The 15,678-nt window shown below is 44.4% G+C and carries 11 protein-coding genes; 3 read left to right on the plus strand and 8 right to left on the minus strand.

The annotated features are described in order from the left end of the window. The first annotated feature begins 122 nt into the window (after window positions 1-122). On the plus strand, window positions 123-1,424 hold the full coding sequence (locus JMX75_RS00205) for an NAD(P)/FAD-dependent oxidoreductase (protein ID WP_201530509.1): 1,302 nt from the start codon (window positions 123-125) through the stop codon (window positions 1,422-1,424). A gap of 74 nt (window positions 1,425-1,498) precedes the next feature. Here JMX75_RS00205 and JMX75_RS00210 read toward each other — a convergent pair whose 3' ends face one another. The 3 genes from JMX75_RS00210 to trpB all read right to left on the minus strand — a co-directional run bounded on the left by JMX75_RS00210 (window position 1,499) and on the right by trpB (window position 5,393). Continuing rightward, window positions 1,499-2,602, minus strand: coding sequence for an alkene reductase (locus tag JMX75_RS00210; protein ID WP_020442567.1), 1,104 nt, complete (start codon window positions 2,600-2,602; stop codon window positions 1,499-1,501). A 570-nt stretch (window positions 2,603-3,172) separates the two neighbouring features. After that, the gene (locus tag JMX75_RS00215; RefSeq protein WP_201530510.1) at window positions 3,173-4,069 is read right to left on the minus strand and encodes a DMT family transporter; all 897 of its coding nucleotides are present in this window, start codon (window positions 4,067-4,069) and stop codon (window positions 3,173-3,175) included. A gap of 97 nt (window positions 4,070-4,166) precedes the next feature. Continuing rightward, a complete protein-coding gene (gene trpB / locus JMX75_RS00220) occupies window positions 4,167-5,393 on the minus strand; it encodes a tryptophan synthase subunit beta (protein WP_201530511.1) in 1,227 nt (408 codons plus the stop codon). 285 nt (window positions 5,394-5,678) lie between these two features. Between trpB and JMX75_RS00225 the strand changes: the two genes are divergently transcribed. Then, window positions 5,679-6,683, plus strand: a complete 1,005-nt coding sequence (locus tag JMX75_RS00225) for a lipoate--protein ligase (RefSeq protein WP_201530512.1) — start codon at window positions 5,679-5,681, stop codon at window positions 6,681-6,683. A 129-nt stretch (window positions 6,684-6,812) separates the two neighbouring features. Here JMX75_RS00225 and JMX75_RS00230 read toward each other — a convergent pair whose 3' ends face one another. Next, window positions 6,813-8,948, minus strand: coding sequence for an NADPH-dependent 2,4-dienoyl-CoA reductase (locus JMX75_RS00230; RefSeq protein WP_201530513.1), 2,136 nt, complete (start codon window positions 8,946-8,948; stop codon window positions 6,813-6,815). Between the two features lie 362 nt (window positions 8,949-9,310). On the opposite strand from JMX75_RS00230, the gene JMX75_RS00235 reads away from it, so the two are divergent. Beyond that, window positions 9,311-10,975 (plus strand): AMP-binding protein, encoded by a 1,665-nt coding sequence (locus JMX75_RS00235; protein WP_201530514.1) that lies wholly within the window; start codon window positions 9,311-9,313, stop codon window positions 10,973-10,975. 127 nt (window positions 10,976-11,102) lie between these two features. Here the strand turns inward: JMX75_RS00235 and JMX75_RS00240 are convergent, their stop codons facing one another. From JMX75_RS00240 to hemA, 4 genes are all read right to left on the minus strand, one after another. Further along, window positions 11,103-11,537 (minus strand): DUF6691 family protein, encoded by a 435-nt coding sequence (locus tag JMX75_RS00240; protein ID WP_201530515.1) that lies wholly within the window; start codon window positions 11,535-11,537, stop codon window positions 11,103-11,105. A gap of 72 nt (window positions 11,538-11,609) precedes the next feature. Then, a complete protein-coding gene (locus tag JMX75_RS00245; protein WP_011512564.1) occupies window positions 11,610-12,047 on the minus strand; it encodes a YeeE/YedE family protein in 438 nt (145 codons plus the stop codon). A 265-nt stretch (window positions 12,048-12,312) separates the two neighbouring features. Then, window positions 12,313-13,449 carry an aminotransferase class V-fold PLP-dependent enzyme gene (locus tag JMX75_RS00250; RefSeq protein WP_201530516.1) on the minus strand — a complete coding sequence of 379 codons (1,137 nt, stop codon included), beginning with the start codon at window positions 13,447-13,449 and terminating at the stop codon, window positions 12,313-12,315. A gap of 571 nt (window positions 13,450-14,020) precedes the next feature. Then, a complete protein-coding gene (gene hemA / locus JMX75_RS00255) occupies window positions 14,021-15,415 on the minus strand; it encodes a glutamyl-tRNA reductase (RefSeq protein ID WP_201530666.1) in 1,395 nt (464 codons plus the stop codon). Window positions 15,416-15,678: the final 263 nt, after the last annotated feature.

Below are 15,678 nucleotides of genomic sequence, written 5' to 3' on the forward strand. Positions count from 1 at the left end.
CTGTTATAAAACATGGACAATAGCAACCTGATATCAAGCGCTATAATTGATATCGCCATTCTTTATATGACAATAGGCTCTATAAGACTTATTTGCACTTTTAAAATCAGGAACTACCGACCATGGACAAGCACCGTACTGCCTCACAATACTCGCATTATGATGTCATCATCATTGGTGCTGGTGCGTCAGGGTTATATTGCGCATTAACCGCCGGTCGCCGTGGTCGCCGTGTATTGGTACTAGACCACGCCAATAAAGCCGGCAAAAAAATCCTTATGTCTGGTGGCGGGCGCTGTAACTTTACCAATTACTTTGTGGAGCCTGAGCATTTTATCGGTAGTAACCCGCATTTTTGTAAATCAGCGCTCAGTCGATATCCGAGTTGGGAGTTTATCGGTATGGTTGAGCAGCATAAAATACCCTACCATGAGCGCGAGCATGGTCAGCTATTCTGCGATGATTCGGCGCAAGACATCTTGACGATGCTGCTCGATGAATGTGCCGCTGTCGGTGTACAAGTCAGGCTCAACACTCAAGTCGACAGCGTGCAAGCGCTCGAAAACGATCAAAAGTCGCACTTTCAATTACTAACCAGTAAAGCGCTGAGCAAAAAAGAAAAGCAAGAGAAAAAAGAGGCTCTAGAGAACGCTAAGCCTATGCAAACACGCTTTCGCTGTGAGTCACTGGTCGTGGCAACGGGTGGATTGTCCATTCCAACCATGGGGGCGAGCGGTTTAGGCTATGAGTTGGCACAGCAATTTGGTCATAGCCTTATCACGACTGATGCAAGCCTAGTGCCCTTTACGTTTACCGATAAAACTGGCGAGCTAATTCGTACGCTTGCTGGTATTAGTCTCCCTGTGATGGCCAGCAATGATCGCATCTCATTTAAATTGCCACTACTATTTACCCATCGCGGACTCTCTGGTCCTGCCATGTTGCAGCTGTCTAACTACTGGCAGACAGGCGAAACCATCAGTATCAATCTGCTTCCTGATATCGATATGACCGCGCTATTGCTTGCACATAAAAAATCACACCCAAGACAGCTTATCCGTACGGTATTGGCGGATTATACAGACAATGCCTTACCCAAAAAATTGCTTGCGGCTCTACAAACGACTCTGTGGGATGACATTAAAGACAAAGAGCTTGCCAATATTAAAGATGAGCGTTTAATTGAACTTGGTGAAACACTTAATGGTTGGCAGCTAAAACCTTCTGGCACCGAAGGCTATCGTACCGCTGAAGTCACGCGTGGCGGCATCAAGACTGATGAAGTCTCATCAAAGACTATGCAAAGTAATTATCAAGATGGTCTGTATTTTATTGGTGAAGTGCTGGATGTCACAGGCTGGCTCGGTGGTTATAACTTCCAATGGGCGTGGGCAAGTGGTTTTGTCTGCGGTGAGATAGCTTAAATCATATTGACCAAATCATAAAAAGCCACCTTACGAATTATCGCAAGGTGGCTTTTTTATTGACCGTCAAACCATTATGCTTGGTTTAAAAACGGATAATCGGTATAGCCTTCTGTGCCGCCACCATAGAAGCTCTGCGGATGTTGCTCATTTAGCGGCGCGCCTTCACGAATACGCTCAGCCAAATCAGGATTGGCGATGTAATCACGGCCAAACGCCACGGCATCGATGTAGCCTGACTTGATGTTTCTTTCAGCCTTTTCCGCTGTATACCCACCTGCAGCAATGATTGTCTGATCAAAGGCATCGCGAACACGCTGACGGAACGCATCGCTATAAGGCGTTCCACCTGCCCAATCAGGCTCAGATAAATGCAAATACATAATAGCGCGTTGATTGATTTGTTCAATCAGCCAAATGTTTTCATCTTCGTTATATCCAGCTTCCACATTATTAAACGTACCAAGTGGTGAAATACGAATACCGACATGGTCCGCATCCCATGCGTCGACACAAGCATCAATCACAGCCAGCATCAAGCGTGCACGGTTCTCACGGCTACCGCCATATTCATCAGTACGCTGATTGGTATGCTCAGCCCAAAATTGATGTAATAGATAGCCATGTGCACCATGAATTTCCACTCCATCAAAACCCGCCTCTTTAGCGTTTTTGGTCGCAAGACCGAAATCAGCAATAACTTGCTCTATCTCTTCCAGTGTCGCAGGACGCGGTGTGGTCGCTTCAACTCGAATGGCTTGGTTGTTGCTATCGCGCAGTGAAGTACGTACTCCCACATGAACATCGGAGGCAGAGATCGGCGCCTTACCATCAGGCTGAACGCTTTCGTGTGCTACAAGACCAGTGTGCCAGAGCTGTACTACTATCTTGCCGCCTTTTGCATGGACGTTATCGACAATGGTTTTCCACGCTGTCGTCTGATCTTCGGTATGGATACCAGGCGCGCCTGCATAGCCTTTTGCCTGAAAAGAAACCTGTGTCGCTTCAGCAATGACAAGCCCAGCACCGCTACGCTGTGAGTAATACTCGCCAGCAAGCGCTGTAGGGACATCACCGGGCTCGACAGAGCGCAAGCGCGTCAAAGGTGCCATAATGATGCGATTTTTTAGGGTTTGGGTGCCCATTTTGACGGGTTCGAATAAATTATCATGTGCCATAAAAAGCCTTATTTGCTGTTATAAAAATACGGTTATAGAATTTGTTAATGATGAATAATTCACACTTAATATTACGTCCAAAACGCATTAAGCACGCTATTCATAAGCCGTGTTCTTTATAGGGCGTAGATACGGTAATTCCAAGGAAAAATTACAAACAAAAATATCAATATGGCATGATATCGGTATTGATAATACTCATTATTCAAAGCCTCTTACTAGCATATTAAGCGAATGACTTTAATCAGATTGGCTGATTATTTCATTAAGCCTTTATCCAGCGGATGGCAACAGACAATCAAGATATCTTTTGGAGCGCTGCTGCCCATTACCACTACTTTTGAAGAGCTGGTCGAATAGGCGGTATTTTGGGAAAATTATGGGCAACGTTATCCCAATGGCTACGTGGTAAAAGACGCCAAATTTTTATTGGATGTATATCGCAATGCGATTTTCTTCGATTTGGCGTGCCGATGGCGACAATAGAGAGTGCTTAGAAGGGCTATTTTGCCAAAAAAAACCTGATTTTACACAGGTTTTTTTATATGAAATTTAAAAACAGTAAATATTTTATGACTTTAGCATCTTTTTAAAAGACAAATTCAAAGACAAATAAGTACCAAATAATATCACTATAGAGCCGATAATCGCGGGCGTATCTAATGCCTCTCCAAGCAGCAGATAACCTAAAATAATGGCAAAAATCGGAATCACCAAAGTAATACTGGTCGCTCGTACTGGACCGATACTTTTAATCAACTGATTCATAAAAATCAGCGCGATGGCAGTCGAAAATACGCCGATACAAATGACAGAAATCCAAGCGGTGAGACTGATGCTCTTACCATAAGGAAACTCATAAACCGCCACAGGCAACATAATCACACTGGCAATGATAAGCGAGCCTGCGGTAATCGCTACTGGAGAGACATTTTCCAAGTAATTTCGAGTGATGTTTGCCCCAAGCGCGTAGCCAACACAGGCCAGTAATGCGTAGCCCATCGGTAATAAGCCAGAACCTGACCCAGCGCCTTGCCCGCTAAATAAGTTCTCGCTCATTAGAATCATCACGCCGATCACACCGATCACCAAACCGAGAATTTGCTTTTTTGACAGTCTGTCTTTAAAAAATACACTGGCAATAAAGCCGCTTATCATTGGCACAGATGCATTAAGCACTGCCAATACGCCAGCGTTTACCGAGCGCGCTGAAAATGCAAACAGGATAAAGGGCACTGCTGCGGAGAACAGCCCAACCAACGTTAATACTTTCCAATTTTCACGAATGCCTACTCTGTTTTTCTTTTTTAGTATTACAAACACCAACATCGTCAGTCCAGCCAAGACCACACGTAGGCTGGCAAAAGCTAACGAGCCAAACTCAGGCACGCCAATACGATAAAAAATGAAAGACAGCGACCACATAAAGGATAAGGTGATAAAAATAATTAGGTCGCGGTTAGACATGAGATGATCCTATCGAGCATTAGACAGTAAAAAAACCTCGATGATAACTGGTTCAACGCTCAATAAGTATTATTTTTTCTATATTTGTTACCAATTCTTATAATTTTACCTTGTCTAAAATAAAATCGATGTCTTTGTCACCGCGCCCTGACAAATTGACCAAAATCATCTCATCCGCTGACATATCTTTGGCTATTTTCATGGCATAAGCGATGGCATGTGCCGACTCTAAGGCAGGGATAATACCCTCAAGGCGTGATAGCGCCATAAAAGCTTCTAAACACTCTGCATCAGTCGCTGACTCATAGGTCGCGAGCTCTAAATCTCGCAGATGCGAATGCTGTGGTCCAACTCCTGGATAATCAAGACCGGAGGCAATCGAATGTACAGGAGCTGGCTCACCTTTTTCATCGAGCAGCACATAGCATTTAAAACCGTGAATCTCGCCTTTCACGCCCAGTGACATCGTCGCCGCATGGTTAGGGGTATCCAAGCCCTCGCCTGCTGGTTCCACGCCTATTTTTTCTACATCTGCATCATCAAAAAAGCCGCTAAACATACCAATGGCATTGGAGCCGCCGCCAACACAAGCGACCACCTTATTAGGCAGCTTACCCGTCGTCGCTAAGAACTGCGCCCGTGCTTCATGTCCGACCACTGACTGAAAGTAGCTGACCATTTCAGGATAGGGCGCGGGTCCCAATGCCGAGCCAATCGCAAACATACTGCTATCGAGCTCATTAAGATAGGTCTCAAAAGCACTATCGACCGCTTCTTTTAGCGTACCAGCACCGCGCGAGACTGGTACGATATTGGCACCCAAAATCTTCATACGGCTGACGTTTGGATGCTCCTTTTTAATATCGACCACACCCATGTGAATCTCACACTCCATACCCATCAAGGCCGCTGCCGTTGCCAATGCTACGCCATGTTGCCCCGCGCCCGTTTCGGCAATCACTTTGGTTTTGCCTAATTTCTTGGCTAATAATACTTCACCCAAACAGTGATTAATCTTGTGCGCGCCCGTATGGTTTAAGTCTTCACGTTTAAAATAAATCTGCGCGCCGCCGCAATGCTCGGTCAAACGCTGCGCATGATAAATAGGACTTGGACGACCGACATAGGTCTCACGCAAGCGCTTCATCTCAGCGATAAAATCGTCATTTTTAATGATTTCACGAAAGCCTACTTCGATTTCTGCCATGGCTTTGGCCAGCTCGGGATGAGCAATTTTGCCACCGAACTCTCCGTATAAACCATCGTCATTGGGCAAAATTGATTGATGTAAACCGTAGCCAGTGGCGGTATTTTGCGTTGTCATAGTTAAGCCTTATCGTTTTAAATGGAGTATTAATATTGTTGTCTTTGCCGAATTATTTAGCTTTTTTAAGGATAAAAATAATTGAATGTATTTGCGTTCTAGTACATTGAAACAAGATGATAAGCGAAATTATTCAGAAGGTCAAGTCTGTACATTGATAGTTGTCAGCTTCAATCGTCAATCCTCACTACCACACTCCCATTGAATTCCAATCTCGCATCGGCAACAATGACAGTACGGATTTATAAAAGCCAAACTAAAAATCTCTGCCCAAAAGGACAAACAATGAAACTGCGCATTTTAAAGTCTGCTGTGACCAACCCTTGGTTTAACCTCGCGACCGAGGATTGGATATTTAATACGCTCAATCCCGACTCGCACACGCTATTTTTATGGCGCAATAGCGAGACCGTGGTCATTGGGCGCTCACAAAACCCATGGGTAGAATGCAAAATCAATAAGATGGAAGCTGACGATGTGTTTTTGGCACGGCGTCAGAGTGGCGGCGGCGCGGTATTTCATGATCTGGGCAATACTAACTTTACCTTTTTATCGCCCAAAGACGACTACGACCAAGAAGCGAACTTTACTATTATCATCAATGCGCTAAAAAAATTGGGTATAGACGCTGAGTTGTCTGGGCGTAACGACATGCAAGTCGGTGATAAGAAAATATCAGGTAGCGCCTTTAAACACGCGGCTGATCGCAGCTTTCATCATGGCACATTACTAGTCAATGCCAATATGCAAAAGCTGGGCGATTATCTTAATCCGCATCCACTTAAGCTAAAAGCAAAAGGGATTAAATCTGTCCGTGCGCGCGTCGCTAACTTGGTTGAGTTTAATGCAGACATCAATCATGAGACTTTATCCAAGGCGATTATCGAAGCGTTTTGTGAGTATTATGGTGATACTGCGCCAGTAGAAGAATTGGATGAAGCCAGTCTCGCCAAGCAACCTAACCTGAATAAATATTATCAACAAATGGCAGATTGGGATTGGCGCTTTGGCAAAACCCCTGAATTTACCCATCACATTGAGACGCGATTTGATTGGGGCATTATTGATTTGCACCTTGATGTGAAGCAAGCAGTGATACGCGAAGTGGTCATCTTCTCTGACGCGCTAAACGTTGAGTTGATTGATCTTTTAAAAGAATCACTGGCAGATGTTAAGTACGACAAGCATGAGATTAAAGCTAAGTTTGATGAGCTCAGCAGAGCGCATCCTGATTTGGCAACGCAGATTGACGATGTGTCGGATTGGCTAATTGGAGAGATGGAAGGGTAGATTTTCTACAAGACAAATAGTAGGCAATTAATTACATTTTAGTGGTTAATTGCTTGGTTAAGCAGATATAAAAAAACGGTAAGATAATTAATCTCACCGTTTCTATATTTCACCTAAACCATTCAAACCTTAGATCCCCGCCGCAACCTCTGCCCCATCACGAATGGCGCGTTTGGCATCCAATTCAGCAGCAAGTTTTGCACCACCGATAAGATGATACTGTGCATCTGGCGCATCACCAACATTTGGCATCAGCTCAACGACAGACTCTTGACCGGCACAGACGACGACGCTATCGACACGTAGTAACTGGCTTTGACCTTGGTTATTGGTGATCCAAATACCTTCATTGGTGATTTTATCGTACTTCGCACCTGATACTTGGATGACGCCATGCGATTTAACATGAGCACGATGTACCCAGCCAGAGGTTTTATTGAGACCACTACCCAAGCGACCCTTGGTACGCTGCATCAAGTACACTTGGCGGATAGGTTTAATGGCTTCAGGCTTGATTAGTCCGCCCTCGGTTTGATAGTCGGTCGCAGAGGTGACGCCCCATTCTTCACGCCACTCTTCGATAGACTGGGCTTTTGGACGATAGCTTGGGTCTTTGAGCAATTCAGGACCTAGCTCATCAAGCGGCTGACCATGTTTGGCGGTCAGATATTCACTAACGTCAAAACCGATACCACCAGCACCGATGACCGCAACGGTATCACCGACGGATTTCTCGCCAGAGAGTAATTCAGCATAACTCATTACTTGTGGCAAATCCGCGCCTTCCAGCTTACCTGCGAGGCTTCTAGGTACAACACCAGTAGCAACGATGACATGATGGAATTTGGCTTTCTCAAGCATGGCTTTATCAACTTTGGTATTGAGTTTGATCTCAACACCTAAGTGCTCAAGCTCATTGATATAGTAGCGAATGGTCTCAAAGAATTCTTCTTTACCAGGGATGACTTTGGCATAGTTAAACTGTCCGCCCAAGATATCTTTGGCTTCAAATAAGGTGACATCATGACCACGTAGCGCGGCGACGTGAGCGGCTGACATACCAGCGACACCGCCACCGATGACGGCAACTTTTTTCGGTTTTTTGGTTTTCTTATAAACCAATTCAGTCTCGTAACACGCTTGTGGATTGACCAGACAAGTCGAGCGTTTATTTTCAAAGGTATGATCGAGACAAGCTTGGTTACAGGCAATACAGGTATTAATACGATCTGCCTGACCATTTTTGGCTTTATTCACCCAATGGGCATCGGCTAAAAATGGACGCGCCATCTGAATCATATCTGCTTGACCACTGGCGACGATTTCTTCTGCCGTTTCTGGCATATTGATACGGTTGGCTGCCATCATTGGGATGCTGATGTATTTTTTAATTTCAGCAGTGAAATCAACAAAGGCCGCACGCGGTACACTAGTGACAATCGTCGGAACACGCGCTTCATGCCAGCCGATACCAGTATTCATAATAGTAACGCCTGCTTCTTCTAAGGCTTTAGCGACAGTAATGACTTCATCCATGACGTTACCGTCTTTGACCAAATCAATCACTGACAAGCGGAATAGGATAATGAAATCTTCACCCGTCGCTTCACGTACCGCCTTAACGACATCGACCGCAAACTTCATACGATTTTGAATGTCACCGCCGTATTCGTCCGTACGCTTATTCACATGACGGGATAAAAACTGATTCAGCAAATAGCCTTCTGAGCCCATGATCTCCACACCGTCATAACCAGCTTGCTTGGCAATTTTAGCCGAACGGGCATAATCTTTTACTGTTTGTTCGATATTTTTAATACTCATCTTACGCGGTTTAAATGGTGAGATTGGCGATTTAATCGGACTTGATGAGACGGCAAATGGATGATAGCCGTACCGACCACTGTGCAAGATTTGCATGATTATTTTGCTGTCATACTTATGCGCAGCACGGGTCACACGCTGATGATTAATAACGTCAGCACGCGTATTCATGGTGCCACCAGCAGGCAGTAACCACCCTTCACGATTGGGCGAAATACCGCCCGTAATCATCATCGCTACGCCACCTTTGGCACGCTCTGCAAAATACGCCGCTAGTTTGCCGTAATTATAAAAACGGTCTTCAAGCCCAGTATGCATCGAACCCATCACCATGCGGTTTTTAAGCGTGGTAAAGCCCAAATCTAATGGTTCAAATAAATGCGGGTAGTGTGCATTAGTGCTGGTGGTCTCAATAGAATTGGCAGTACGGCTGGCGGACATATCATTTTCCTTATGAATGGTTTATGAGAATATTTTTTAGGAATGCTTTGTAAGAGTGCTTATATTGCTCGTGCTATAGGATTTAGCGTTACGGTATCGTACCACACCGCCATTATCATCAGCTATGCAGACAAGCGACTGATGAGTGAACACTAATTAATAGCGGCGCTGAACGATGCTGTCTGAACGATCCTGTCTAATAGTGAGGTTTTTTGCAGATAGGTAAATAAACTCCACAAAACCTGTCCAAATTTTACCTGCGACTGTCTATAATAATCAGATCCTGATACAGTTGCTTGGCGACAGCAAAGCCCCATTACTGCGTCATCGACTACAAAAACATATGATAAAGGACTATCTGCATGACAGACTTCCATACCGGTCTCGGCAAAAATGCTGCCAACCATCAACCGCTTACTCCTATTGATTTTATCATCCGTAGCGCGCAGGTCTATCCTGACAGAACCGCTATTATCTATGACGACTTAGAACATAATAACCTCACCCAAACGTGGCAACAGACTTATGATCGTTGCAGACAACTGGCGGATGGTCTGCGTAAATTAGGCATTGATAAAAATGACACGGTTGCAGTCATGATGCCAAACACCCCAGCGATGGTCGAATGCGCTTTTAGCGTACCCATGTCAGGCGGTGTACTTTGTACGCTGAACACCCGCCTCGATATAAACGCCCTGACTTTTTGTCTACAGCATTCAGAAGCGAAGGTCTTAATTTTAGACAGCGAGTTTGCTGAACATGCTGAAATGATCGATGAAACCTTTCCAAATCTAATCGTGATTCATGCGACAGATGCGGCGCTCGATATTGAAGGTTTTGGACAAATGAGCTACGAGGCATTAATCGCCAGCTCAGACAGTTTGGATAATTGGGAAAAACCATTAGATGAATGGGATGCTATCGCGCTCAACTATACCTCTGGCACGACGGGTAAGCCCAAAGGCGTGGTCTATCATCATCGCGGTGCAACGCTCAATGCCGTCTCCAACATTTTAGATTGGGATATGCCCAAGCACCCTATGTATCTATGGACGCTGCCATTATTTCACTGTAATGGTTGGTGCTTTCCGTGGACGATTGCCGAACGTGCGGGCGTCAATGTCTGCTTGCGCAAGATTGACGCTGATTTGATTTTGCAGCTGATTGCTAAGCATAAAGTGACTCATTATTGCTCAGCACCCGTGGTGCACAATATGATTGCAGGCGGCAAAGCTGAATATAAAGACGCCATCAATCATGACGTAAAAGGCTGGGTCGCTGGTGCGCCGCCGTCTGAAACCATGCTCGCCGCCATGGAAGCAATGGGCTTTCATATCTCGCATGTTTATGGTCTGACCGAAGTCTATGGACCGGTTACTGTATGCGCTGAGCAGCAAGAATGGGATGAGCTGGATGTCGCTGCTCGTGCGCAAAAGAAGTCGCGTCAGGGCGTGACCTCGCATTTGATGAGTGGCTTTGAGCTGTTTAAACAAGGTACCACTGAACCAGTTGCGGCAGATGGTGAAGAGATGGGTGAACTGGCACTGCGCGGCAATATGGTAATGAAAGGCTACCTAAAGAGCCGTAAAGCCACCGAAGAAGCCTTTACTGATGGCTGGTTCCGCACCGGTGATTTAGGGGTCAAATATCCTGACGGCTATATCAAAATCATGGACAGGCTTAAAGATATTATCATATCAGGCGGTGAAAACATCTCTAGTATCGAAGTCGAGAACGTCCTATATAAAATGCCTGAAATCCAAAGCTGTGCGGTCGTCGCCGCGCCGCATGATAAATGGGGCGAAGTACCTGTCGCCTTTATCGAGATTCATGAAGGCAGCACTTTACAGCGCGATCATGTGATGGAACATTGCAAACAGCACCTTGCTGGTTTTAAAGTACCAAAATATATTGTCTTTGCTGAAATCCCAAAGACAAGCACTGGTAAAGTGCAGAAGTTTGAGCTGCGTCAAGCGGCCAAATCCTTAGCACATGAAACGCCAAAAGTAACGGCTAGTGCTAAGTAAGTGTTTATCATTAAGCCTTAATAATACGGAAGTATCGTTAATATTAATGAATCATCATTGATAAAAAAGGTCAGCCTAATGAATGTAGGCTGACCTTTTTATTATGCTAAAAAAACCAAGCTTATTATTAATCAAAAAACTCATTAAGCCTTGGCTCCAGCCATTGATACACCAGCATCCCAACTATCATCGCTGGGATAAAAACATATGCCTGCCACTGCCCTGTACCGAGCAGCACAATACCCGGTCCTGGGCAAATACCCACCAAGCCCCAGCCGATACCGAATAGCATTGCGCCGATTAACAGTTTTTTAGTGATCACTGTTTTGCTTGGCATATCTATTGAAGTGCCAATCCAGCTGGTCTGTTGACGCTTAGCTAATTGGACACCAACGATGGCAACTATTAAACCGCCACCCATCACCAATGCAAGGGAAATATCCCATGCACCAAAGACGTCCAAAAAACCCTGTACTTTAACAGGATCAGTCATACCTGAGATTAATAACCCAATACCAAATAGCAGACCGGCCAGTAACCCAATTATATTTTTTAGCATCATTATGTCTCGCACTTCATTCGTGGATATAAGCTTTTATGAATCATATTCAGCGTTGTCTTAGCAATGTGTTATTTAAATTAAGCCCAAGAGATGTCGACCAATATAAACCGTCACAATACCAAATAACATAAAGGTCACTGTCGCCGCCATCGACCGTGGCGACAGTCGCGCATTACCACAAATACCATGTCCGCTGGTACAGCCTGAACCTAAACGCGTCCCAAAACCAACCAATAGCCCTGCACCGATTAATAACGGTATCGAGGTACTGATTTCGATATCAGGTAACGGTCTAAATAAACTATATAATAATGGCGAGAGAATCAGACCTGCAATAAATAATACCTGCCACATCTCGACGCGCTTGGGTTTAAGAAGACTTGAGAAAATACCACTAATACCCGCAATACGACCAATGCCCAACAGCAAGATAACCGTTGCAACGCCTAGCATCAGCCCGCCTACCAAGGAAATTGGCGTAAAAGCTTGCCAGTCTATTTGTATACCCATAATGATTACCTAAGCTGATTTTTTATTAAAAATGGTTTTATATCTTCAATTGAGTTTAACAACGATATTGTACTACTGCTATAAACGATTTTTTATTGTTTATATCTTACTACATATTATTTTACATAAATACATTATATTATAAAACATAATGAAAAAGTAAAAAAATACTGAACATTGCGTCACGCATTGCTCAGTATCTCTTCATTTGATGGCTGACTGGCTTAATAAATATAGTCGTTAATAAACGAGTCAGCCTCTCAAATCATTTTGCTAAGACTTCATCAAGCGCTTTTTCAAAACGCTCTACCGCGCCGTCGATATCGGTCAATTTATCCAAACCAAATAGACCTAAACGGAACGTTTTGAAGTTATCAGGCTCACCGACTTTTAACGGTACGCCAGCAGCGATTTGCAATCCAGCTTCAGCAAAAGCACTGCCTTTATGCATGTCGTCACGGTCAGTATAAGATACGACAACACCTGGAGCTTCAAAACCTTTGGCAGCAACGCTTTCAATACCTTTATCTGCCAGTACCTTACGGACGCGGTTGCCAAGCTCCCATTGTGCATCACACAATTTATCAAAGCCAATCTCTTTTGCTTCCAAGATAGTATCGCGGAATTGACGCAAGCTATCGGTTGGCATAGTCGCATGATAAGCGTGACCGCCGTTTTCGTACGCACGCATGATGGTTAACCATTGCTTTAAATCAAGGCTAAAGCAGTTAGACTCCGTGGTTTCTACCTTTTTGATAGCAGCGTCACTGAGCATAACCAGACCTGCACATGGTGTGCTACTCCAGCCTTTTTGCGGCGCACTGATGAGCACATCAATGCCCAATTTTTTCATATCTAACCATACACAACCTGAAGCGATACAGTCAATAACCAATAAACCGCCAACACTATGTACGGCCGCGCTTAATGCTTTGATGTAGTCTTCTGACAAGATAATGCCCGACGACGTTTCAACGTGCGGTGCATAAACGACAGCAGATTTGTCTGCTTTAATTTTGGCAACCGCCGTTTCGATATCCACTGGCGCAAATGGTTTTGGCGCTTCCGTCTCTTCTGTACGCTCAGCCGTTAGTACCGTAGATGATTTGGCAAATTTGCCTTTTTCTAATATTTGCGTCCAGCGATAGCTAAACCAACCGTTACGGATAATGAGACAATCTTCATCAATGGTCAGCTGACGGGCGACTGCTTCCATGCCGTAGGTACCAGAACCTGGAATAATAACCGCGGCTTCAGCGTTATAGACTGTTTTTAGGTTGCTGAGCAAATCATTCATCACCTCTTGGAAGGCTTTTGACATATGATTAAGGGCGCGGTCGGTATAAACCACTGAATATTCTAATAAGCCGTTTGGATCAATATCTTGACGTAATGCAGTCATGTGACGCTCCTGTCTGTTGTAATATTTTTTAAGTATGAGTGATAACAAAATCTAGATACTGTCTTAGCAAATTCAGGTCAGCTATTATTTTAATCAAACATCTTTTGACCAACGTAATATGATAGCCAGATACGTTTATAGATAGCATTCACTAAGTACGAATATCGAGTAATAATTGAGAATATGACGCAGGGTGGACGATGTAGCACTTTATCCTAGCGCTATTGCCGTTGACAGTGGTATCTTTTACGTCGTTGATGTCATCAGATATTGAGTGAAAGCGCATAAGATACGCAAACCATTATCGTTGCTACGCGGTAGTAGACTGATAACAGTAGTGATTGAAAATGATTGATTGGATAGATAAAAGTTAAATAGTATAAAGACGCTAGTGTTGTAACGAATACCGCTCGAGTATCCTAAAAACAGTCCCTATTCATCAATCAAGCATCATCACTTAATATCGTCATAACAGCTCGATATTAGCACTGATAATGCAGGTTGACAATGCTATGTTTGCGTTAAAACCATACTGATACAATTTATTATTTTTGATGATAAAAGGCAACTATCAGTGATTCCGATGGGCGTCTTGTAGACCTGATACCACAAACTCGAGTAACTCATTGTCACCTTCGCGTGCCGCCTTACGCATGAGCTTGGAGGGCGCATGGGTCAAGTTTTGCGTTAAGCGCCGCGTTAGCTCAATCATAATATCTTCAGAGTTAGCACTATCGCCTTGCAGCTCTGCGATAGACGCCTGCAATAGTTTGTTTACCTGCTCATGAGTACGCGCGCGATATTGCTGAATATCCTTGCCTACTTGGCGCACTTGAAAGCGGCGATCCATCTCAACCACCAATTGGCTGACCAACAGCTCAGCATCTACTGCCGCTTGCCGACGTTGTTCGATATTACCGGCTATCACATGTTGTAAGTCATCGACAGAATATAGATAAACGTCGTCTATCCGGCTGACAGTCGAATCAATATCACGCGGCACCGCCAAGTCAATCATCAGCATCGGCTGATAGCGACGGCTTTTCAGTGCTCGCAGCGTCATGGTTTTATCAATCAATATGTCCATGCTACCGCTACAGCTGCTCACAATATCGGCCTCTGCCAATACTTGTGGCAGCTCTTGCAGCGTTCTGACTTCGATCCGGCGATTGGGATTGCGCAGCTCAGCCGCTAACGCTTCTGCGCGTTCAGGATTACGGTTGCAAATAATAACGCGACCGACTCCAAGACCTGCGATATGCGTCGCTACCAAGCGGTTCATCTCGCCAGCGGCTACCACCAGCAAAGTACGACTTGGCAAATCATCAAAGATTTGCGTCACCAGTTTGGCAGCAGCATAGCTAAGTGATACGGCTTGTGCGCCAACTTGGGTCTCATTACGTACTCGTTTTGCCGCTGCAAATACCTGATCAATAATCCAACCTAGCTGATTGCTAAGCGCTTTTTGATCTTGCGCCATATGCACAGCGTGCTTGATTTGCCCAAGTATCTGCGGCTCACCCAATATCATAGAGTCAAGACCTGCAGCCACTCGTAGCCAATGGGTTAAGGCATGCGTATCACGATGAACATACAAATAAGGGTCAATCTCATCCAGTGATAATTGCTTAAAACCTGCAAGCCAAGTTTTAATTTTTAGGATGTGAGCGCTGATGATAGTCGATGAAAGGTTGGCGCTATCGTTAGCCGTCATACTAGACTCTATAACTGAAGTCTCTACAACTGCTGAGGCTGAATTTGGCAGTAACGTGTGTGGTGATAATATGCTTTCTGGGACCAATGCATAAATCTCTGTCCGGTTGCAGGTGGAGACTATCACGCTACCATCGCTAAAGCCTTGTAGCTGTGCAAGTGCGATACTAACCTCGTCACCGACAAGCGCCAAGCGCTCTCGTAAAGCGACTGGTGCAGTTTTGTGATTGACCCCAATGACCACTAATCTCATTATTGACAGACCATAAATATAATATTCACTCGCCAACCAAACACCTTTAGCGGTTTTCAAAAAATTAAAATCCTATTTTTCAAAGACAGCTTTTGACAAGAAATCTTTGAAAAATAGCTTTTAATAGGCAACTTTGAAAGTAAAATAATAAAAAGCGCTTATTATATCATTATTGATAGCTTTATTTAACACTCACCTCTATAAGCCAGCACTTTGTCTGTATCTGGGCGCATGGCTTACAAATCAACTGTAATTACTGGTTT

This window comes from Psychrobacter sp. LFX-11D (assembly GCF_904846475.1).
GTDB classification, from domain to species: Bacteria; Pseudomonadota; Gammaproteobacteria; order Pseudomonadales; family Moraxellaceae; genus Psychrobacter; species Psychrobacter cryohalolentis.